This window comes from Rhizobium lusitanum, assembly GCF_014189535.1.
GTDB classification, from domain to species: domain Bacteria; phylum Pseudomonadota; class Alphaproteobacteria; order Rhizobiales; family Rhizobiaceae; genus Rhizobium; species Rhizobium lusitanum_C.
Window position 1 is genome coordinate 703752 of sequence record NZ_CP050308.1, and the last position, 22006, is coordinate 725757.

20 protein-coding genes and 1 pseudogene are annotated in these 22006 nt (G+C 60.1%); 13 read left to right on the plus strand and 8 right to left on the minus strand.

The features are described 5' to 3' along the window. Positions 1-115: 115 nt before the first annotated feature. The 5 genes from HB780_RS17225 to bmt all read left to right on the plus strand — a co-directional run bounded on the left by HB780_RS17225 (position 116) and on the right by bmt (position 5464). A complete protein-coding gene (locus tag HB780_RS17225; protein WP_183694099.1) occupies positions 116-259 on the plus strand; it encodes a hypothetical protein in 144 nt (47 codons plus the stop codon). An 838-nt stretch (positions 260-1097) separates the two neighbouring features. Further along, complete coding sequence (locus HB780_RS17230) at positions 1098-2096, plus strand: ABC transporter substrate-binding protein (RefSeq protein ID WP_183694102.1); 999 nt, start codon at positions 1098-1100, stop codon at positions 2094-2096. 244 nt (positions 2097-2340) lie between these two features. Continuing rightward, positions 2341-3252, plus strand: a complete 912-nt coding sequence (locus HB780_RS17235; RefSeq protein WP_183694105.1) for an ABC transporter permease — start codon at positions 2341-2343, stop codon at positions 3250-3252. After that, positions 3245-4297 carry a quaternary amine ABC transporter ATP-binding protein gene (locus HB780_RS17240; protein ID WP_183694108.1) on the plus strand — a complete coding sequence of 351 codons (1053 nt, stop codon included), beginning with the start codon at positions 3245-3247 and terminating at the stop codon, positions 4295-4297. Before HB780_RS17235 ends, HB780_RS17240 begins: the two co-directional genes overlap by 8 nt. A gap of 153 nt (positions 4298-4450) precedes the next feature. Next, positions 4451-5464: a betaine--homocysteine S-methyltransferase gene (bmt, locus tag HB780_RS17245; RefSeq protein WP_183694111.1), complete on the plus strand. Its 1014-nt coding sequence runs from the start codon at positions 4451-4453 to the stop codon at positions 5462-5464. A gap of 82 nt (positions 5465-5546) precedes the next feature. Here the strand turns inward: bmt and HB780_RS17250 are convergent, their stop codons facing one another. The 5 genes and pseudogenes from HB780_RS17250 to HB780_RS17270 form a co-directional block, all read right to left on the minus strand. Next, entirely contained in the window at positions 5547-8081 is a 2535-nt protein-coding gene (locus tag HB780_RS17250; RefSeq protein ID WP_183694114.1) for an FkbM family methyltransferase, read from the minus strand. 61 nt (positions 8082-8142) lie between these two features. Then, complete coding sequence (locus HB780_RS17255) at positions 8143-9609, minus strand: glycosyltransferase family 2 protein (protein WP_286203126.1); 1467 nt, start codon at positions 9607-9609, stop codon at positions 8143-8145. Positions 9610-9712: 103 nt separating this feature from the next. Continuing rightward, positions 9713-10453 carry a phosphodiester glycosidase family protein gene (locus HB780_RS17260; RefSeq protein WP_183694120.1) on the minus strand — a complete coding sequence of 247 codons (741 nt, stop codon included), beginning with the start codon at positions 10451-10453 and terminating at the stop codon, positions 9713-9715. 77 nt (positions 10454-10530) lie between these two features. Then, positions 10531-11224, minus strand: a pseudogene (locus tag HB780_RS17265) (ferredoxin). A gap of 101 nt (positions 11225-11325) precedes the next feature. Then, positions 11326-12906 carry a trimethylamine methyltransferase family protein gene (locus tag HB780_RS17270; protein WP_183694122.1) on the minus strand — a complete coding sequence of 527 codons (1581 nt, stop codon included), beginning with the start codon at positions 12904-12906 and terminating at the stop codon, positions 11326-11328. Between the two features lie 260 nt (positions 12907-13166). Here HB780_RS17270 and HB780_RS17275 point away from each other — a divergent pair, with 260 nt between their 5' ends. Continuing rightward, positions 13167-13868 carry a corrinoid protein gene (locus HB780_RS17275; protein ID WP_183694125.1) on the plus strand — a complete coding sequence of 234 codons (702 nt, stop codon included), beginning with the start codon at positions 13167-13169 and terminating at the stop codon, positions 13866-13868. A 66-nt stretch (positions 13869-13934) separates the two neighbouring features. Here HB780_RS17275 and HB780_RS33080 read toward each other — a convergent pair whose 3' ends face one another. Beyond that, a complete protein-coding gene (locus tag HB780_RS33080) occupies positions 13935-14093 on the minus strand; it encodes an entericidin domain-containing protein (RefSeq protein WP_286203127.1) in 159 nt (52 codons plus the stop codon). Positions 14094-14112: 19 nt separating this feature from the next. On the opposite strand from HB780_RS33080, the gene HB780_RS17280 reads away from it, so the two are divergent. From HB780_RS17280 to HB780_RS17310, 7 genes are all read left to right on the plus strand, one after another. Then, the gene (locus HB780_RS17280; protein WP_183694128.1) at positions 14113-14751 is read left to right on the plus strand and encodes a DUF1638 domain-containing protein; all 639 of its coding nucleotides are present in this window, start codon (positions 14113-14115) and stop codon (positions 14749-14751) included. 240 nt (positions 14752-14991) lie between these two features. Further along, on the plus strand, positions 14992-15294 hold the full coding sequence (locus tag HB780_RS17285) for a virulence factor (RefSeq protein ID WP_183694131.1): 303 nt from the start codon (positions 14992-14994) through the stop codon (positions 15292-15294). Continuing rightward, positions 15287-15865: a methylenetetrahydrofolate reductase C-terminal domain-containing protein gene (locus HB780_RS17290; RefSeq protein WP_183694133.1), complete on the plus strand. Its 579-nt coding sequence runs from the start codon at positions 15287-15289 to the stop codon at positions 15863-15865. Before HB780_RS17285 ends, HB780_RS17290 begins: the two co-directional genes overlap by 8 nt. A 3-nt stretch (positions 15866-15868) precedes the next feature. After that, on the plus strand, positions 15869-16975 hold the full coding sequence (locus HB780_RS17295) for a methylenetetrahydrofolate reductase (protein WP_183694136.1): 1107 nt from the start codon (positions 15869-15871) through the stop codon (positions 16973-16975). Between the two features lie 94 nt (positions 16976-17069). Next, the gene (locus tag HB780_RS17300) at positions 17070-18035 is read left to right on the plus strand and encodes a methyltetrahydrofolate cobalamin methyltransferase (RefSeq protein WP_183694139.1); all 966 of its coding nucleotides are present in this window, start codon (positions 17070-17072) and stop codon (positions 18033-18035) included. A 2-nt stretch (positions 18036-18037) separates the two neighbouring features. After that, complete coding sequence (locus HB780_RS17305; protein WP_183694142.1) at positions 18038-18385, plus strand: hypothetical protein; 348 nt, start codon at positions 18038-18040, stop codon at positions 18383-18385. Between the two features lie 45 nt (positions 18386-18430). Further along, positions 18431-20434: an ASKHA domain-containing protein gene (locus HB780_RS17310; RefSeq protein ID WP_183697198.1), complete on the plus strand. Its 2004-nt coding sequence runs from the start codon at positions 18431-18433 to the stop codon at positions 20432-20434. A gap of 15 nt (positions 20435-20449) precedes the next feature. On the opposite strand, the gene HB780_RS17315 is transcribed toward HB780_RS17310, so the two are convergent. Then, entirely contained in the window at positions 20450-20911 is a 462-nt protein-coding gene (locus HB780_RS17315) for a cupin domain-containing protein (RefSeq protein WP_183694145.1), read from the minus strand. A 104-nt stretch (positions 20912-21015) separates the two neighbouring features. After that, on the minus strand, positions 21016-21915 hold the full coding sequence (locus HB780_RS17320; RefSeq protein WP_183694148.1) for a LysR family transcriptional regulator: 900 nt from the start codon (positions 21913-21915) through the stop codon (positions 21016-21018). Between the last annotated feature and the right edge of the window lie 91 nt (positions 21916-22006).

Sequence of the window (22006 nt, forward strand, 5' to 3'; positions counted from 1 at the left end):
TCTATTTGCGACATCGGATGACGATTTCATCCATTGCTCGCCTCATCGAACAGGATTATCTCCACGGCCAAATCATACAACAAAAGCTGGCCAATACGGCCTGGAGGATACCCCGATGCTCTTCATCTTCAACAACAAGAATTCCATTCAGATCGCCTGGAATTCAAAGCTGCCGTCACCCCGCCCCGACAACCGACTACAGCAGCTCGACACCCGCTCCGGCCCCATCGGTTTCATCCGCACCTACAGCGTCGGCTGATCGACCGTCAAGCCATAGCCTGCCCGCAAAACAAGCCGCCATGCAACCGCATCGGCGGCTTTCGTTTGTCTTCATCCTTCAGCGAGCAAACTGAACGTCTGCTCGCGCGCTGAGTTCACATGCTATATCGATTCTGACGGAGACCGTGAGACCAAGGCCTGAAACGCGAAAACCGCGCGATCCGGGGATCGACGCGGTTTGCCAAAAACGCCGGCTCGCTTGCATATTACACTGCAAGGCTCGCCATCTCCGGGACGCACTACCTGATCCGAAGATGGGGCGGTATCCCCCGCCACATCTCGATTGATAGCCGGACATCGTTACCGGAGGGTTATTAAGTGCTTAAATAAGGATGAATCCGACAAATTTTCCAAAAATTTTCGGTTTTTCTCAAGACGACGAAAACGGCGTGAATGGAATACAAAAAGTCTCTGCCGGACGCGATATTCTAGAGACAATTCATCTCTACCGGATCCGAGCGCTCAACCCCGGCTCTCAACGCCCATTTTACAGCCATGAATAGCGGAAAATAGGCTAATTCAAACGCTTATATAGGCTTCCCGACATGTCGCCGTAAGTCGGACTGACCAACAGCAGGTTGATTTCCCCCTCAAATCATTAGGCTACATCACGTCGATGTGAAAAGAGCACGGTCGCGACAGACTTCCGCGGCCACATAAGAAGCAAACCGCACGACAGCAGCATAGGGGACCGGACAAACGTCGTCAGCGGCGCGTGAACGGTTGTGGTTCGACCACGCTGAAGGGAGATCGGCGGGCACCAAGTCCGCCTGGTGCCGATTTCCGTAACTTAACGAGAAACTGGGAGACGTAATCCAATGAAGAAGCTTATCGCTTCCGCCATCTTCGCAATGGGTGCCTATGCTTTGGCTGGCTCGGCACAGGCTGCGGAATGCGGCGACATTTCGATCGCCGAAATGAACTGGGCATCCGCCGGCGTCGCCGCTCAGGTCGACAAGATCATCCTGCAGAATGGCTACGGCTGCAATGTAACGCTGGTCACCGGCGACACGCAGCCGACCTTCACCTCCATGAACGAGAAGGGTACGCCGGACATCGCGCCCGAACTCTGGGTCAATGCCGTGCGCACGGCGCTCGACAAGGCCGTTTCCGAAGGCCGCCTGATTGAGGCAGCGCCGCTTCTCAGCGACGGTGGTGTCGAAGGCTGGTGGATTCCGAAGTTCCTCGCCGACGCGCATCCTGATATCAAGACCGTCCAGGACGCTCTGAAGCATCCGGAACTCTTCCCTGCTCCGGAAGACAAATCCAAAGCCGCCATCTACAATTGCCCGTCGGGCTGGAACTGCCAGATCTCCACGGCCAATCTCTATAAGGCGATCGGCGCCGAGAAGCTTGGCTTCACGCTGGTCGATACCGGCTCTGCCGCCGGCCTCGACGGCTCGATCGCCAATGCCTTCGAGAAGAAGACCGGCTGGTTTGGCTACTATTGGGCACCGACCGCCATTCTCGGCAAGTACGACATGGTGCGCCTGAGCTTCGGCGTGCCGCACGACAAGAAGGAATGGGACGCCTGCACGGCGATCCAGGATTGCGCCAATCCGAAGGTCAATTCCTATCCGGTCTCCGACGTCTATACCGTCGTGACCAAGGACTTCGCATCCAAGGCAAGCATTGCCATGGACTACGTCAAGACCCGCAAATGGGACAACGGCACGGTCGGCAAGGTTCTGGCCTGGATGACGGATAACCAGGGCACAAACGAAGACGCGGCAAAGTACTTCCTTAAGACCTACCCCGACATGTGGACCAAGTGGGTCTCCGCCGATGTCGCGACCAAGGTCAAGGCTTCTCTCTGACACGAGACGACGGAACTGGCGGCAGGCGCTTCGCCGACCGCCAGTTCCGAACTCACAACGACTGCGGCGCCGCTCATATACCGACAGGCCGGCATGGCCTGAGGTCGCAACAAGTCAAGAACGGCGCCTGCGAGTGGTGTAAAAAGGAAGAAGCAGCCTGAAGAACCGGCTCAGTGTTGCTGTACCATCTTGCGTGAAGGCCACACGCATGAACTGGACAAGAACCGGGTAAAAGGGGAAGTTCATGGCTATTCAATGTAGTTTCCTGCCGGAAGTTCTTTGTAATTTTCCGGCGATCGACGAGACGCTGATCCGCCTCGCGCGCAAGAATATCGATGATGGCTTCAGGGCGATTGTCCGCTCCTACGGCAATATCATCGATACCGTGGTGCAGCCGCTGCAATGGTTTCTGAACCATCTTGAATGGCTTTTCACCAACACGCCCTGGTTTATCGTGATCCTTGTCATGATGGGCGTCGTCTATGCCGCCAGCCGCAATCTCAAGATCGTCGCCGGCACTGCCATTTCCATGATCCTGATCGGCGTCTGCGGTCTCTGGGGCGACACGATGGTGACGCTCGCCATGGTGACGGTCTGTACCCTCATCGCCATCGTCATCGGTCTTCCGATCGGCATATTGATGGCCCGCTCCGATCGGCTGCAGTCAATCATCAATCCGACCCTCGACGTGATGCAGACGATGCCAAGCTTCGTCTATCTCATTCCCGTCGTCGTAATTTTCGGCATCGGCAAGGTGCCGGGCCTGATCGCCGTCGTCATCTACGCCGTCCCGCCGATGATCCGCCTGACCAATCTCGGCATCCGCCTCGTCGACAAGGAAGTGCTGGAGGCGGCCGACGCCTTCGGTTCGTCGCACAGGCAGAAACTGTTCAACGTGCAGATCCCGCTTGCCTTGCCCACCATCATGGCCGGCATCAACCAGACCATCATGATGTCGCTCGCCATGGTCGTCGTCGCCTCGATGGTCGGCGTCGGCGGGCTAGGCAAGAACACGCTGCAGGCCATCAACAACCAGTTCTTCACGGTTGGCTTCCTCAACGGCTTCGCCCTGGTCGCCATCGCCATCATTTTCGACCGTACGAGCCAGGCCTATGGCAGACGGCTCCAGAAGCACTCGGAGGTCATCCATGGCTAGTCACGCGATCCAGATCAAGAGCCTCTACAAGATCTTCGGCCCGCGCGGGCGCGACTATGTGGATGCGGTCAAGAACGGCCTCGGCAAGGCCGAACTCAACGAGACGCACGGCCATGTTCTCGGCCTGCAGGACATCAACATCGACATGCCGGCCGGCGCCATCACCGTCGTCATGGGCCTCTCCGGCTCCGGAAAATCGACGCTGATCCGGCATATCAACAGGCTCATCGAGCCGACGGCCGGCGAGGTCCTCTATGACGGCGTCGACGTCTGCAAGATGAGCGAAAATGCCCTGCGCGAATTCCGTCGCCACAAGACGGCGATGGTGTTCCAGAAATTCGCCCTGCTGCCACACCGCACCGTGATCGAAAACACCATCTACGGCCTGGATATCCAGGGTATCTCCCGCTCCGAGAGCGCTAAAAAGGGCCAATACTGGATCGAGCGCGTCGGCCTGCGAGGTTTCGAAAACCATTATCCGAACCAGCTTTCCGGCGGCATGCAACAGCGCGTCGGCCTTGCCCGGGCGCTGACCAACGATGCCGACATCCTGCTGATGGACGAAGCCTATTCCGCGCTCGACCCATTGATCCGCGTCGACATGCAGAGCGTGCTCCTCGACCTGCAAAAGGAATTGAAGAAGACCGTGGTCTTCATCACCCACGATCTCGACGAAGCCCTGCGCCTCGGCGACAAGATCGCCATCCTGCGTGATGGCAAGGTCGTGCAACAAGGTAGTGGCCAGGACATCGTGCTGAAACCCGCTGACGATTATATCACCGCCTTCGTCAGGGAAGTGAACCGCGGCCGCATCATCCAGACCCAGACCATCATGAAGCCAATTACCGGCGAGGCCCACGGAGCTCGCGTGCCCGGTGACATGACGCTGGAAATGGCAGCCAAGCAGATGACCGACAATGCGCAGAACGCTGCCATCGTCACCGATGCCACTGGCCGGCCAATCGGCACTATCGATCTGCAAGGCATCATCACAGCCATGGTGACGCCGACGACGCATGAAACGGCAAGAATGGCAGCAGCCTGAAATCCATCGCCGTCGCACAGTGGAAAGCGCCCTGCCCGGGCGCTTTTTCTTCAGATCGCAGTATCGAGCAAGCTCTGCCTTCATCCCGACATTGCGATCACATAAAGAAATGTTTATATCTGCATTTCAATCCAGAACACCCGAGGAGACGCCATGACCGTCACAGCCAATCCCCTGACCGATCTTCTCGCCGAAAAGGGCGTGCTGCTTGCCGATGGCGCGACGGGCACCAATCTCTTCGCCATGGGGCTGGAGGCCGGGGAAGCGCCGGAGATCTGGAACGAGCAGCATCCTGAACGGATCACCAAGCTGCATCAGGATTTCGTCGATGCCGGCGCCGATATCATCCTCACCAACACGTTCGGCGGCACGCGCCACCGCTTGAAGCTACACCATGCGCAGGATCGCGTTCACAGCCTGAACAAGACGGCGGCGGAAATCGCCCGCGCTGTCGCAGACAATGCCGGACGCAAGGTCATCGTCGCCGGCTCCGTCGGCCCGACCGGCGAGCTGCTGGTTCCGCTCGGCGCGATGACCTATGAGGATGCCGTTGCCGCCTTTGCCGAACAGATCGAAGGTCTGAAAGCCGGGGGCGCCGATGTCGCCTGGATCGAAACCATGTCGGCAGCGGAAGAAATCCGCGCCGCGGCGGAGGCCGCCGTCAAGGTCGGCCTGCCCTACACCTACACCGGCTCCTTCGACACTGCCGGCAAGACGATGATGGGCCTGCATCCGAAAGATCTCCATGGCGTTGCCAAGGACGTCGGCGAAGGCCCGCTCGCCACGGGCGCCAATTGCGGCGTCGGCGCGTCGGATATCCTCTCAAGCCTGCTCGACATGACCGAGGCTGACCCGACCGCGATCATCATCGTCAAAGGCAATTGCGGCATTCCCGAATATCGCGGCGCCGAAATCCATTATTCCGGCACGCCGCCGCTGATGGCCGACTATGCACGCCTTGCCCGCGACGCCGGCGCCAAGATCATCGGCGGCTGCTGCGGCACGTCCTGCAATCACCTCGCCGCCATGCGCCACGCGCTCGATAACTACACGCCCGGCCCGCGCCCGACGTTGGAGGTCATCATCGAACGCATCGGCCCACTGCGCAACAAAAGCGCCAACGAAGGCGGAGCCGCGCCAGTGCGCGAGCGCCGGCGTCGCGGCTGAGCATCGCCAATATAAAAGCCGGCCGCGAAATCATGTCGGCCGGCTTTCACTTGAGCCTGTCTTTCGGCGCGTAATACCCGCCTTATTGTCCGAGCGGGCGCTCATTGATCGTATCGAGGAAAGACATGTCCTCGGCGCCGTCCTTGCCAAAGACAAAGAAGTCCGCCTCCGAAATCAGCGGGTGCTTGTAGGGATTGTCGACGTGCTTGAGCAGCTTCCATTCCGGCAGCAAGCGCGCCACATCATCGGTGAACCGCCGGTTTCTCACATGGATCGCACCGTGCCGGTCAGGGGCATCGTAATTCGAGGTGTAGACGACAACATACCGGTTCGACAGGGAGAACAACCTGTCGATATAGGCGCGGTAAACCTCGTCCTCGACAAGATGAAGAATGACGTCGAGTGACAGGGTCAGCTCGAAAGTTTCGTTGTAGCTGCTTATGTCCAGCTGCGGATCGCCAAGCCAGACGAAGGTGCGACCGGGACGATTTCCGTGCATCTGCCGGCAGAGATCGACCGCCGTCTGCGAGATGTCGAATCCCGTATAATCTTCGAAGGCAAGATAGCGGAGCTGGTTGCCGTCGCCGCTGCCGAGTTCACCTACCCGCTTCAGATGCTTTTCAGCCACGAAGGCGTTCAGGATATGAGCCTTGTATTCGGCTGATTTATTGTAGGAGCCAGCTCCTGAATTGCCGCCAGCCAGATAGCGTTGCTCCCAATATTTCGCGGAATCAAAGCCCGGACGACTATCCACGATGCCCGGCACCGTAGGTACTGCCGCTGGAAGTGCCGGGGATATGAAGCCGGCGAGCGGGGCAATCGGCTCGAGCCATTTTTCCCACTCGCTGCCTGCCGCCGGCTTCAACTCGTTGCCGTTGCGAAGAGTCCAGGCCTTGACGCGTCCCGCATGCTTCGACAGCAATTCCCGGTAGGCGGATGTGTGCCCGCCGCTGCGGGCAACAAGATGCACTTCGCAGAGAAAATCCGGATGAAGCGTCACATTGCGCATATCCTCCGTCTCGTGATCACACGTGACGAAAACGATTGGGTCGCGCTCACGTCCGACGACCGCCAGGATGAACTCTACCAGCCCGTCAGCACGGTCGGTATCCACAAGGTAGACAATCGATGCGGCATCCGCCGCGTCCGATGCGAGGAGCGAGAGTGGGTATATCGACGACAACACCTCGTCCTGCCAGCGCGAACTGTCGTAAGACGATCCGGTATTGGCCGCCGATTGCGCATAGATCGAGGAGCGCGGCACCTCTATCGAGAGCAACCAGCCTTCCTTGCGCGGCACGGCATAGGCCGGAATACCATGGCGATGCAGATATTCCGCAAGCCAGATATCCGCCATGTTGCGATGGCGGAAATCGGCGAGCGTCATCTTGATGAGGCTGGAGTGAAACGCGCCGGTGCCGGTCGCCGCCACATGAACCCGCCGGCGCCGCATGAGGGAACGCTCGTAGTGGAAGACGGCACGGCCGCGTTCCTTATAGTAGCCACGGCTCGGCTGCAGGATGATCGAACCGTGCACGCTGACGACCGCCTGGCCGCGCAACTGCGCCAGCTCACCAATCATCCGAGCGACGAAATCGTCGGGATAGATGATGTCGTCGTCGCAGGTGACGTAGACGGCATCCTCGACCTGCTCCAGCCCCCAGAACTTGCCGGCGTCGCCATAGCGGCTGCCATCGGTGTCGATGAAATGCCGGATCTTAGGATGCTCGGCGATGAAGCGTGGAGCCTCGGTGAAGCCGTTGAGATAGACATAAAGCCAATCGACCTGCGGCAGTAGCGACATGACCGTTGCTCGCAAGGCAATCTCGTTGCCAGCCACGGTCGCCATGCCGGCGGCAATCTCCCGAGTCGGCGGCAATGCGGCGAGGTCACGCGGATCGAGCAGGTCGATGGCTCGCCCAGGCATGGCGGCTTCGGCATGCGACACCTCAAAAAGATAGGTCGGGGTCTCGTTATAAAGCTGGATCTTGCGATAGCCCAAGGGGCGAAGAACGGCCTCTACCGCCGCCAACACGGCGACAGTGCCGGCGCTGACGACCAGTTTCGGCCGGCAACGTGCAATCGTTGCCACCGCCCCTTGCAGCACATCGGCTTCCACACCGTTGACATCGATCTTGATGAGATGAACCCGCCGCTCGCCAACGACATCGTCAAGGCTCACCATGCGGATATCGCCGTGATCAGCCTGCAGGAACCGCGCGCCACCGAGATTGGCGGCATCCGCAGCGACGATCTCGCCCGTTCCAGTGGTGGCACCCAGCGCAAGCGGGTGGAGCTCGACCAGCCTGTTTATGCCGTTAAGCTCGACATTCGCCTGAAGCACCGCAAAGGCAGCCGGGTTCGGCTCGATGGCGAGCGTCCGGACACCAAGGACGGAGCTGAGAAAGAGTGTGTGGTTGCCGATATAGGCGCCCACATCGACCGCAAGTGCATCTTCCGGCAGCGACGATCCGATATCTTCCAGCATCGCCCGCTCGTAGAAAGCGCGGTTCTGCAGGATGAACCTCTGGATATGATCGTCCGGATTGGGAAGGTGGAAGCGGACCGGGGTCCGGTAGCTGTTCACTTCGCAGGCGACGGTGGCTTGCAGAGTCATCGCGGTTCTTTCCAACATGCAAAGGTTTATCGAGAATATGCCGGCGCGTTCGAGAGCATCATCAGCGGCCGCCGATGACCATCAATCCGCTGCCGCCGATGGCATCGAGGCAGAATTTCAGGCCGGAGCTGACGCTCGCCCAACGTTTGGCGGCCATCGCCTCGGTGGCACTGTCCTGGGCGAAGAGGCAGAAGCCGAAGCCACGCGGCGACAGGTTGTTTGCCAGCGCCGGCAGGGCGACGAGCGCGCTCTCGGCCGGATAGGACGTATTCCACAGGTCGACGACCACGAGATCGAACTTGATGTCCTCGCTGATCTGCCTTGTGTCGGGGAACGCAGCGGAGAATTCCTCGAAATTTATGCTGGTTGCTTCGGATTCGATGATGGAAATGCCCTCGGTCAGGCCACTGGCCACGAAGCGAGCGTCCATATCGCCGACCTGTTCGGGCGAAAGACATAGGCAGTTCAGCCCGGCATCGAGGCCGGAGAGAATGGATGCCAGCGCCAAAGCCGAGCGCGGAGCGCCGATATGCAGGATATTCGGGGTATCGCCCCTGCTGAGGGCTGCGCGGCGAAGCGCCCAGATCTGCATCGGCGTCAGCATATCGCGACCGGCCGCGGATTGCGCGTCGAGCAAGGTCGGATAGCCGGCGACCAGGATCTGGCCCGCTGTCTCCTGCCAGGCTTGCGATGCATCGGTGGCAACGCGAGTAGCCGGCGCACGATGTTCGGCGGCAACGTTGGCCACCACCGGCGTCGCGGCTGTCTTTGCCGGCCGGGTCAGCGGCAGCGGCGGCTTGTTGAATACCTCCTGCGCAGAACGCTGCTGCGTGGTGGAATTCAGCCCGCGCGACTGCGGATCGAGATTGTGGTGCGAATAGGGATTGGTCGCCGTGTAACGATGGGCATTCACCGGGATGAATTCATAACGGCGGGTCTGATCGAGTATGGGCAGGGCAAGGGCGATGTCGCAGGCCGCCATGAACCATTGTCCGGCATCGTCGCGCAAATAGCCCTCGGGAACATTGTCCAACAGCGATGCGCGGAAGCTGAAGAGATGGCTGGTCTTCCAACCTTGCCTGCGCGGCGAAAGGTTGGGATCGAGAGCACCATTCCCGCCGACCCCGCCGCCATCGGTGACGAAGTTTGTCCAGACGACATCCTGCCCGCCGGCATAGCTCTCAGACATCCGCTCCAGGATAGTCGGAATGATCAACTGGTCGTCGCCGTCGAGCATGGCGATGAACTCGGCCATCTTGGTGCGCGGCCTCAGATGCTCCCAGACGTTGCGCGATTTTCCGAGGCGCGTTTCGTTGCGGATGAAGGTGTGGCGATTGGGGAAAAGATCGTTGAGCAGCGCCGCTGCGATAACACCGGTGTCGTCGTCGGAGCGATCGTCGATAAAGAGGACGTGCAGATCGTCAAGCGTCTGCCTGGAAAGGCTCGCCAGGGATTGCCTGACATACATTTCGCAATCGCGCGCCGTCATGAAGATCAGCGCTTTTGCCTCGCTTGCAATTTCCGTCATCGATGTTCGAAGCCCCAATCCGACAATCCGCATACGGAGGATAAAATCCCCCGCGATGTGGATTAGCGATTGTGGCTGGTTCCAACCTTACGCCTCATTGCGCTCAGCCCGGCAGCGATTGCGTCACCGCGATGATCGGACCGAGCGGAAATAGGCCATCCCGCCTTTGCCATTCCGGAATATCGAGGCTGGAAATGCTGCCATCAAGGAAAAGCGCATTGGCGCAGCCGAGATCGTCGCGAAACAGGGTTGCGAAATCATGGAAGCGGACGAAACCGTCGGACACGGCAAAGACGACCTTGCCATCCGCCGAGACGCCAACACCGTTGCGCATCTTGAAACTGGTGCTGTTGGCAAGGAATGATGGATGCAGCTTGCCGTCGATCAGCAGCATCGGTCCGGATTGGGTCGCATAGAATGGCTTGATGCCGGAGGCAAGGAAGGCCTTGCTCTCCATGACGCCGGCGCGGCCCGGCTGGATATAGAAGACACCGTTGGGCAGGAGATGAAAATTGCCCCAGCCTTTGTTGGTATTGATCGCCTTTAACTGCTTGCCTGCCTCGACATAGAGGCCGACCGGTGAAAGATCGTCCTGATACATGCCGCCGTTCATCGCGAAACGCACGAAGAGGCGGTTCTGGTGGAGATCGCTTTCGAGCGCCCGGAACGAACCGTAAGGTTTGCCGCCGTGGTCATATTCATAAAGCTGGATGCCGTCGATGGCGGGATCGAAGGTGCAAACGGTGTAGCTATCACCGAGATGCAGAACCTTGCGGCAGGCCTCGTCGGCAAATGCCGTGGTGGCGCAGGCAAGAATGGCAAGCACGGTCAGCAATCGAATCAAGCGACAACTCCGGAGAAAATTTCGGCAACGCTAAAGCGCATCGCAAATACGGCGAAAGAAGGGGCGCCCTCGCCTTTCTAAGGCTGGAGCGCCGCCATGTGAAAGCGCAAGCTGCGCCGGCGAATAGCGATAGTTGGCTCCTACGGGACAGGCGTTGCGCGCCAGACAGCCACCGGACACACAGCCGGCCTGGCCCGCATCCGTTCTGAGATGCGATCGACAGTCCGCTACATCGAATCCAGCGGATGTGACCGCACCGACGGGACAAGCCGTCAGGCACGGCTTTTCAACGCAATGATCGCAAGGATGCGCAGCAACCTCGGCTGGCTCCACTGCCTCGATAGCATCGGCAAACCCCAAGGCGCCGCGATAGCCATGCCACAGACCATATTCCGGATGGATCAGAATGCCGAGCGGCGATGCCTTCAAGCCTTCCGCCTGCATCGCCCAACGTTGAAACGGCTGCCAAGGCGGATCGGACGGAAAATAGGCAGTCGCAGCCAAGGCTGTGGCAATCGGTTGGATGATCGCCTTCGACCAGTCGTCAAGTGGGTCGCCGCGGCCGGCGTTTTCCGGCAATTGCCGCCAGCGCGAGAACGGCGGCCAGATCGAGCCGCCGATATTGCCGAGCAGCATCACGCTTCGTGCCGGCGTCCCATCGCGCAATAACGGCCCCGCGCCTTCGTCAAACCATACCAGGCCACGAACAAAAACTCCGTGGGCGCCAAGCACCGCACGGAGTTTTCCGATAATAGGGGAGCCGCTGATCATCGCGGCCCCTTATATTGATAGTGCGGTCGCCAGACTTCCTTCTGGATCAGATCGGCAACGCGTACTGCACCGCCTTGCTCCCTGGCGGCATCGGGCTCTCTTCAAGTGAAGGCGTCCGGCATCGAATCCTTGCGCTCCCGGATATAGGCGAGCAGCGCTTCGTCGATGGCCGGATCGAGCGGTGGTGCTTCGTAATGGTCGAGCCAGGAACGGCAAAGCGCATTGGCGCGCTGCTCGACACGCTTTTCGCCTTCGATTTCCCATTGTTCGAATGAGTTGTTGTCGGCCAGAGCCGAGCGGTAGAAAGCGCTCTGGAAGTTCGCTTGCGTATGGGCGCAGCCGAGATAGTGGCTGCCGGGGCCGACTTCGCGGATGGCGTCCAGCGCCTGGCCGTTTTCGGAGAGATCGACGCCCTCGGCCATCTTCTGCATCATGCCGAGCTGATCCTGGTCGATCATGAATTTCTCGTAGGAGGAGACAAGACCGCCTTCGAGCCAGCCGGCCGCATGCAGCACGAAATTCGTGCCGGCAAGCAGCGTCATGTTCAACGTATTGGCCGATTCGTGTGCTGCCTGCGCATCCGGCACCTTGGAGGCGCAAAGCGAACCACCGGTCCGGAACGGCAGGCCAAGACGCCGGGCAAGCTGGGCTGAACCATAAGACACCAGCGACGGCTCCGGCGTACCGAAGGTCGGAGCGCCCGACTGCATCGAAATGGACGCGGCAAAGGTGCCGTAAAGCACCGGAGATCCCTTGCGGATCAGCTGCGTGAAGGAGGCGCCGGCCAGCACTTCGGCCAGGATCTGCGTCAACGTACCCGCGACTGTCACCGGGCTCATCGCACCGGAGAGGATGAAGGGCGAGACGACGGAGGCCTGGTTATGCCGTGCATAGACCTTCAACGCACCGAGCATGGTCTCGTCGAACACCATCGGCGAGTTGGCGTTGATCAGGTTCAGCGTCACGCAATTGTTTTCGACGAAATCGTCGCCGAAAACGATCTTCGCCATGGCAATCGTGTCCTCGGCGCGCTCCGGCGCGGTGACCGAGCCCATGAACGGCTTGTCGGAATATTTGATATGGCTGTAGATCATATCGAGGTGGCGCTTGTTTACGGGGACGTCGACAGGCTCGCAGACCGTACCGCCTGAAGAATGTATCGACGGCGCCATATAGGCGAGCTTCACGAAATTGCGGAAATCCTCGATCGTCGCATAACGGCGATTGCCTTCGAGATCGCGGACGAAGGGCGGTCCATAAACCGGCGCGAAGATCGTCGCTTTGCCGCCGACATGGGCGTTGCGGTCGCTGTTGCGCGCATGCCAGGTGAATTCCTTCGGCGCGGTCTTCAAAAGCTCGCGGCAGAGCCCCTTAGGGAAGTGCACCCGCTGCCCCTTAATGTCGGCACCGGCTTCCTTCCATAGCGCCAGCGCTTCGGCGTCATCACGAAACTCGATGCCGATTTCCTCGAGTATGGTGTCGGCATTGCGCTCTATGAGCTGCAGGCCCTCCTCGTCCAGCACCTCATAGACGCCGATTTTCCGGACGATATAGGGAAGCGACAGGCCTGGCCCGCCGCCGCTGCGCGATGCGCGCCGTGCGGCCGCGCCTCTGCCCTCGCCGCGCGAACGCCGCCCACCACCATCACCGCCCGCGGCCGGTTGCTCAATGATATCGTCCATGATGCTTCCTCACTCCTCCGCATGAATACGCCTATTCTGCCCCATGCTACCCTATTCCGTCGCACGGACATTCCTTTATGCGCCAGCGACTAGCATAGGACAGACATGGACAAGGCGGAATTGCCTCATTTCCATCCGTCGCGATTTATCCGCGCAACGTCGCTTTCGAAAAGAATTTTGTCATCGTTGAGGTTTATCGCTTATTGAGGCAGTATTTTATACAAGCCTCTGATGCACTGCACGAAAATGGGATGGAGCGCATGTCTGACGACGAAATCATTCTCTCTGAACTTTCTGATGAGGAACTCGTGCAGCAGATGCATGATGACCTGTACGACGGACTGAAGGAGGAAATCGAGGAAGCGACCAAGATCCTCCTCGAACGCGGCTGGACGCCCTATGATGTCCTGACGCAAGCGCTCGTCGAGGGCATGCGCATCGTCGGCATCGATTTCCGCGATGGCATCCTCTTCGTGCCGGAAGTGCTGCTTTCCGCCAATGCGATGAAGGCCGGCATGTTTATCCTGCGGCCGCTGCTGATAGCGACGGGCGCACCGAAGCTCGGCAAGATGGTGATCGGCACAGTCAAGGGCGACATTCACGACATCGGCAAAAACCTTGTCGGCATGATGATGGAGGGCGCAGGTTTCGACGTCATCGACCTCGGCATCAACAATCCTGTCGAAAACTATCTCGATGCCATCGAGCGCGAACAGCCCGACATTCTCGGCATGTCGGCACTGCTGACGACGACCATGCCCTACATGAAGGTCGTCATCGATACGCTCAAGGAAAAGGGCATGCGCGACGACTACGTCGTTCTCGTCGGCGGCGCGCCGCTGAACGAGGAATTCGGCAAGGCAGTCGGCGCCGATGCCTATTGCCGCGATGCGGCCGTGGCGGTTGAAACCGCCAAGGACTTCATGAAGCGCAAGCACAACAGCCTGGCGGCCGGCGCCTGATCGCAACGAAATCCAAACTGGCGACAACCGAAAGGTTGCCGCCGGCCCATTGGCATCCCAAATTAGTTATTGGGCGGCCCTCTTGACGGTATGACCGGCATCTTCCGTCGCGTTGACGGCACTGGCCGTATCCCTGCCTACACCACGAATTGTGTTGGCGCATGAAGCGAGCAACATAAGGACAGCGCAGGCGGCGGCGATTTTGGTGAATGTCGGTGAAGTCATGATCGGGAACCCTCTCGGAATGGATATTGATCGGCAAAAGGTGGAGAAAAAGCCTCCGCTCAAGAAACGCGCAACATCGCAAAAGGTTCATGTGATCGCGTGCGGCGCAATCGCGCGCGAGATACTGGCAATCACCAGAATTAATAGTCTCGATCACATCGACCTGCACTGTCTTCCCGCGATCTACCATTCCTACCCACAGAAGATCGCACCCGCTTTGGAAGAAGCGATTGCAAAAACGCGCGCACGCGGCTTCGAGAGGATCTTCATCGGCTATGCCGACTGCGGGACCGGCGGTGATATCGACAAGATTTGCGAGCGCGAGGGTATCGAACGCCTCTCCGGCCCGCACTGTTATTCCTTCTTCAGCGGCAACGAGGCTTTCGCTGCACGCGAGGATGACATCACCTCGTTTTTCCTCACCGACTTTCTTGCCCGCCAATTCGAAGCCTTCGTCATCGTGCCGCTTGGCCTCGACCGGCATCCGAAGCTGCGGGACATCTATTTCGGCAATTACCGCAAGGTAGTCTATCTCTCGCAGGAAGAGGATCCGGCACTGCAGGAAAAGGCAAAAGCGGCGGCCTTCTATCTCGGCCTGGACTACGAATACCGCTTCACTAGCTATGGCGATCTTGCCCGTGAATTGCTGGCCGTCTGATTACGACATTCCATCCTATATCGCCGCTTGCAGCCTCCCCGCGATATCGCCATGTTGGACACCATCGAAGGCGTTGAATCGCGGCCGAAAAAACCCGCCGCCATGCGCGATGGTGAAGTTTATCGTCGCTTGTGAAGATGCTTTGCTTATAGCGTCGTTTTTCGGCATGCGCCGCGTCGTGGCGAGCGCAGTCCCGGGATCGGCGGACGTGCATTCTTGATCAAAGAGGAGAACTTGTGCATGGCGGATCGCATTGTCGTCTATTGGAGGGATATTCCGGCCCAGGTGATCATCAAGAAGGGGCGGCAGGCGGCCAAGCGCGAGCTGTCTCTGCGCTTCACCGAGGCGATCGATATGTGCGCCATGCGCACCGGCGCCGCTGAGACGGATGACTATCTGGCCGAATGGCGCAAGGCCGATCCTGTGCCTGTCTCCGACGACCTGGAAGCCGAGGCCGACAGGGCAGCAAGCGAACTCGAGGCCGCCTTTGACCGGGAGCGTCTCATTGCGTTGGTGAAGGCCGGGGGCCGCGACAATGGCTGATGCCGCCCAGAAACCGGGCAATGCCGCCCCGGGCGCGAAGGCCGCCAGCGGCGCCTATACGCCCGCCGGCGTCTCGCCGAACCGTCGCGCACGGCGCAAATACACCGTCCGTCTCTGGGCCGTGCGCCATTCGCGCTTCCTCGAATGGTTTTACCGCCGCTTTGCCGACGTTTTCCTGCTGCTGCATCCGCTCTGGAAAAAAATCGGCTACGAGCACGTCGAACGTCCCATCACGTTCATCGAGCGCAATGTGAAGGGCTTTCTGTTCGACTGTCGCATGTGCGGTCAGTGCGCGTTGTCGTCGACCGGCATGTCCTGTCCGATGAACTGTCCGAAGCAGTTGCGCAACGGCCCCTGCGGCGGCGTGCGCGCCAATGGCAATTGCGAAGTCGAACCGGACATGCCCTGCGTCTGGGTGCAGGCCTGGAACGGCTCGCGCAACATGGCCTTTGGCGATGCGATCCTCAACGTCCAGAAGCCGGTGAACCAGTCGCTACGCGAGACCTCTTCATGGTTGCGTGTCACGGCCGAAGCCGCTGCTGCACGTGAAGCGGCAAAAAAGGAAGCCTGATCGATGGCGCCTATCGATGAAAATCCGCTGGGCGCCCATCTGCCGCTCGATCCCCTCCCCGGCCATTCCTCGCTCGGGCGGCTGGAGCGCGTGCTCCGCCGCGGCGAGTTCGCTGTCACCGCCGAGCTGAACCCTCCCGATAGCGCCAACCCCGAAGATGTCTACGAACGCGCTGCAATCTTCTCCGGCTGGGTTGATGGCATCAACGCGGTGGATGCCTCCGGCGCCAATTGCCACATGTCCTCCGTCGGCATCTGCGCGCTGCTGACGCGCATGGGCTATGCCCCGATCATGCAGATCGCCTGCCGCGACAAGAACCGCATCGCCATCCAGGGCGATGTGCTGGGCGCTGCCGCCATGGGCGTCTGCAACATCATGTGCCTGACCGGCGACGGCGTGCAGGCGGGCGACCAGCCAGGCGCGAAGCCGGTTTTCGACCTCGACTGCATGTCGCTGCTCGAAACCGTGCGCGTCATGCGCGACAATGCGAAATTCCTCTCCGGCCGCAAGCTGACCTCGCCGCCGAAGGTCTTCCTCGGCGCTGCCATCAACCCGTTTGCGCCACCTTACGACTTCCGCCCCTATCGGCTCGCAAAGAAGATCGAGGCGGGCGCGCAGTTCGTTCAGAGCCAATATTGCTACGACGTGCCGATGTTCCGGGATTACATGAAGAAGGTCCGTGATCTCGGCCTGCACGAGAAATGCTTCATCCTGGTCGGTGTCGGTCCCCTGGCCTCGGCCAAGACTGCCCGCTGGATGCGCTCCAACGTGCCGGGCGTGCATATTCCGGATGAAATCATCAAGCGCATCGAAGGCGCACAGGATCAGAAGAAAGAGGGCAAGCAGCTCTGCATCGACATCATCAACGAGGTGAAGGAGATCGAGGGTGTGTCCGGCGTCCACGTCATGGCCTATCGCCAGGAAGAATATGTCGCGGAGATGGTGCATGATTCCGGCGTGCTGAAAGGCCGCCGGCCCTGGAAGCACGAAGCCAACCGCACCGATGCGCTGGTTGCCGAGAGACTGGAACGCATCCGCGAGGGCAAGGAAGAGAACCAGCAGGAAATGGCCGAAGCCGCCTCCCACCAACCGCCGCATCAGACGCATTGAAACGAGCGGCGGGCGGAGGAGCCCGGCCCGCTTGTAACGCCCATCGCGGCACGATAGATCTTCTCTATCGTGCCAACTGACCAGAGGATCAGACATGACGCGCACCATCGTTGCATCCGCCACTCGCGAAATCATCATCGGTTTCGACCAGCCCTTTTGCGTGATTGGCGAACGCATCAACCCGACGGGGCGCAAGAAGCTGGCCGCCGAGATGATCGAGGGCAATTTCGATACCGTCATCAGGGATGCGCTGGAACAAGTGGCCGCTGGCGCGACCATGCTCGACGTCAATGCCGGCGTCACCTCGGTCAACCCGAACGAGACGGAACCGGGCCTGCTGGTGCAGACACTGGAAATCGTCCAAGGTCTCGTCGACGTACCGCTGTCGATCGACAGCTCGGTAACGGCCGCTATCGAGGCGGCGCTAAAGGTCGCCAAGGGCCGGCCGTTGGTCAACTCTGTCACCGGCGAAGAGGAAAAGCTCGAAGCCATCCTGCCGCTGATCAAGAAATACGACGTGCCGGTCGTCGCCATTTCCAACGACGAGACCGGCATTTCCATGGACCCGGACGTGCGTTTCGCCGTTGCCAAGAAGATCGTCCAGCGCGCCATGGACTACGGCATCAAGCCTGAGGACATCATTGTCGACCCGCTCGTCATGCCGATCGGCGCGCTCGGCGACGCCGGCCGCCAGGTCTTCGCGCTGCTTCACCGCCTGCGCAACGAGCTGAAGGTCAACACCACCTGCGGCCTTTCCAACATCTCCTTCGGCCTGCCACACCGCCACGGCATCAATGCCGGCTTCATCCCGATGGTGATCGGCGCCGGTATGACCTCGGCGATCATGAACCCCTGCCGCCCGCAGGAAATGGAGGCAGTACGCGCCGCCAACGTGCTGAACGGCACCGACGCCAACTGCACCAACTGGATCATGACCTATCGCGACTACAAGCAAGCAGAAGGTGGTGTCGCCCCAACAGCTACGGCCCCCTCGGCTGGCGGTGGCGGACGACGTGGCGGACGTGCTGCACGCACCGGCACAAGCACAGCAAGGGAATAGCGATGACATATCCGAGCCGGAAGCTTTCCAACGATCTCGCCACATTATGGATCGAAGCACCCATGGTGATGGCGATGCGCATGCAACAGATGTGGATGACCGCGATGACCGGCGGCGGTGTCAACATGACGGAATTCAACCGCATGGTCTCGGAAAAGATGATGGCGGCGGCCGAGAGCGCCGTTGCCACCAATATCGCCATGACCCAGCAGAATATGGCGGCAATGACAAAGGGCGGCGGTGCCTCCTCACACCAAGCAGCCGCCGACGCAGTCGCTCAGGCCATGGTCAAGCCCTATAGCAAACGCGTTCGTTCGAACGTACGCCGCCTCAGCAAACAGAAAGGCTGATCCGTGGCTCAAGCCAGCGACAGCACGAATCCCCTCGTCCTTTTCATGCCCTCCGGCAAGCGTGGCCGTTTCGCGGTCGGCACGCCGGTTCTGGAGGCAGCAAGGCAGCTTGGTGTCTATGTCGAGAGCGTCTGCGGCGGCCGCGCGACCTGCGGACGCTGTCAGGTCTCCGTGCAGGAAGGCAATTTCGCCAAGCACAAGATCGTTTCCGCCAACGACCATCTCTCGCCGATCGGCCCGAAGGAAAAGCGCTACGCCGAGGTGCGCGACCTGCCGGACGGACGCCGCCTCTCCTGCTCGGCGCTGATCCAGGGCGATCTCGTCATCGACGTGCCGCAGGATACGGTGATCAATGCGCAGGTGGTCCGCAAGGCCGTCGACGAGCGCATTATCGCCCGCGATACGGCCGTGCACATGTGCTATGTCGAGGTCGAAGAGCCAGACATGCACAAGCCAACAGGCGATCTCGACCGGCTGAAGGCGGCATTGGCCGCCGATTGGAAATACGACAATCTCGAGGTCGATTTTCACATCATCCCGCAGGTGCAGTCGATCCTGCGCAAGGGTGAATGGAAAGTCACCGCCGCGATCCACAGGGATCATGAGAGCGATCCCCCACGCCTGATTGCGCTCTATCCGGGCCTCAAGAATGAAGCCTATGGCATCGCCTGCGATATTGGCTCGACCACAATCGCCATGCATCTTTCCTCGCTGCTGTCGGGCCGCACGGTGGCGTCCGCTGGCACATCCAACCCGCAGATCCGCTTCGGCGAAGACCTGATGAGCCGCGTCTCCTACGTGATGATGAACCCGGATGGCCGGCCCGCGATGACCAATGCCGTACGCGAAGCGCTGAACGGGCTGATCGACAAGGTCTGCGCCGATGGCGGCGTGTCACGCCAGGACATTCTCGACGCCGTCTTCGTCGGCAATCCAATCATGCATCACCTCTTCCTCGGCATTGACCCGACCGAACTCGGTGGAGCACCCTTCGCGCTTGCGGTTTCGGGTGCGGTGCATCTGACCTCGGCCGAAGTCGCATTGCCTATGAATGCGGGCACGCGGGTCTACATGCTGCCTTGCATCGCAGGCCATGTCGGTGCCGACGCTGCCGCCGCGACGCTGGCCGAAGGGCCGCACCGGCAGGATGAAATGATGTTACTGGTGGATATCGGCACCAACGCCGAAATCGTGCTCGGCAATCGCCACCGCGTCGTCGCGGCCTCCTCGCCCACCGGCCCCGCCTTCGAAGGCGCAGAGATTTCCAGCGGCCAGCGTGCGGCTCCGGGCGCGATCGAGCGCGTGCGCATCGACCCCGTGACGCTCGAGCCGCGCTACCGCGTCATCGGCATCGAACCATGGTCGGATGAACCCGGTTTTGCCGAGGCAGCCGCAACGGTCGGCGTCACCGGTATTTGCGGCTCGGCGATCATCGAGGTGGTCGCCGAAATGTTCCTCGCCGGTATCATCTCTGAAGACGGCGTCGTCGACGGAGGCATGATGGCGCGCTCGCCACGCATCCTGCAGAACGGCCGCACCTATTCCTATCTGCTGCGCGACGGCGAACAGCGCATTACAGTGACGCAAAACGACGTGCGCGCAATCCAGCTTGCCAAGGCCGCCCTCTATGCCGGCGTCAAGCTCTTGATGGATAAGCAGGGTATCGGTCACGTCGATCGCATCGGCCTTGCCGGCGCCTTCGGCACCTTCATCGATCCGAAATATGCAATGGTGCTCGGCCTGATACCGGACTGCGCCCTCGACAAGGTGAAAGCGGTCGGCAACGCCGCCGGGACCGGCGCGCGCATGGCGCTCCTCAACCGCGGCTATCGCCGCGAGATCGAGGAAACCGTCAGCAAAATCGAGAAGATAGAGACGGCGCTTGAATCAAAGTTTCAGGAGCATTTCGTCTACGCCATGGCGCTGCCGAACAAGGTCGATGCCTTTCCGGAACTGTCGAAGGTCATGACCCTGCCGGAACGCAAGCAGTCCGCCGATGATGCGGGCGGCGAAGGTGGCGGCCGCAGACGTCGCCGCAGCCGCGAGTAACTGTAAGCCTGCAATCTAGGGCTCGGGATAAGCCGTGCCATCCTTGTGCACGAACCGACCGTCGGCATTCGTGCTCATCATGTCGACGTCGGAGCAGGTGGTGACGTCGGCGGGCGAGCGCGTGCCGACTTCGAGATAAACCGCCATTGCGCCTGATTTGTTGATTATATGATGGCCATCGCCGGAGCCTTTCGGAAAGGCCGCACAATCGCCTGCGCGCAATACCGTCTCGCCGGCATCTTCGACAAGCGTCAGCTCGCCTTCGAGCACATAGACGAATTCGTCTTCATGCGAATGCCAGTGACGCTGGCTCGACCAATTGCCTGGCGGCAGGTGCATGAGATTGATCCCGAAATCCGTGAGCCCGCCAGCATTGCCCAGCCGCTGCCGTATGCGCTCCGCACAGGGCACATCGAATGGCGCGGGATAACCCGAACCCTTGCGTTTCGATACGGCAGCGATGTCGATCTTAGGCATGGCAATCTCCCCTGCGATCAACGATCGAGCTTACACGCTTGTCGCGACACAGTGAAAAACCACTTTGATCAAATTTGGTCGTGCCGCGTGATTGGGCTTTGACTTTACGCCGCTACCCTGCGTCCAATCTCCACGAAAGCCTCGCGAATGCTATCGGCGACCGCTTGCATCGGACCGGTCATCTTTGCTGCCGTCAGCAGACGGATTTCGAAAGAGGTGAGCTCCGGCAGACCTTCGTTCGGCCCGAGAATGGTCATGTCATCGGTGACGTAGGAGCGCGGAAATGGCGCGACCGCCAGATCCGAGACGATTGCCGCACGCTGGGCCATCGTGTGTGCGCTGAGATAGGAGACACGGTAAGGCCGCTTCTGCCGCTCGAGCTGCGCCAAGGCCTCCGACCGCCAGATACAGCCCTCTTCCCAGATCGAGATCGGTAGGGGATCGCGCCGATAAGCCGTGCCACACTTAGCTCCAGCCCAGACCAAGCGCTCCGTATAGATCACCTCGCCGTCGGTCGGGAACGGCCGTGTCGCGCAGTTGATCAGCGCCAGATCCAGACGCTGCTCCTCGATGCGCTTCTTCAGCTGGAGGCTCATATCCACGACGACATCGACCATGATGCCGGGATAGCTCTCCGAAAAACTCTTAAGAATGCTCGGCAGCAAGCGCTCGCCGATATCATCCGGCGCACCAAGGCGCACGACGCCGCTAAGCTCGGGCATGATGAAGCGCGATACGGCTTCATTGGAGAGCGCCAGGATATTGCGGGCATAGGAGAGCAGCATTTCGCCATGCTGCGTCAGGCTGACCGAGCGCGCATCGCGCAGGAACAACGTCACGCCCAGCTGCTCTTCCATCTTCTTGATCTGCATCGAGACGGCCGACGGCGTGCGAAAGACCGCATCGGCGGCGGTGGAGAAATTACCAGTTTCGGCGATGGCGACAAAGGTGCGCAGAACTTCATTGTCGAGCAACGGTATGGGCCGGCGAAACGGTACGGTCATATCGGCATCCTTCAATTTTTCTGATCCTTAGCACCATATCATTTCGTTTGTCTGAATGTCAACGAGGGGCCATATTTGTCTGAATGAAACG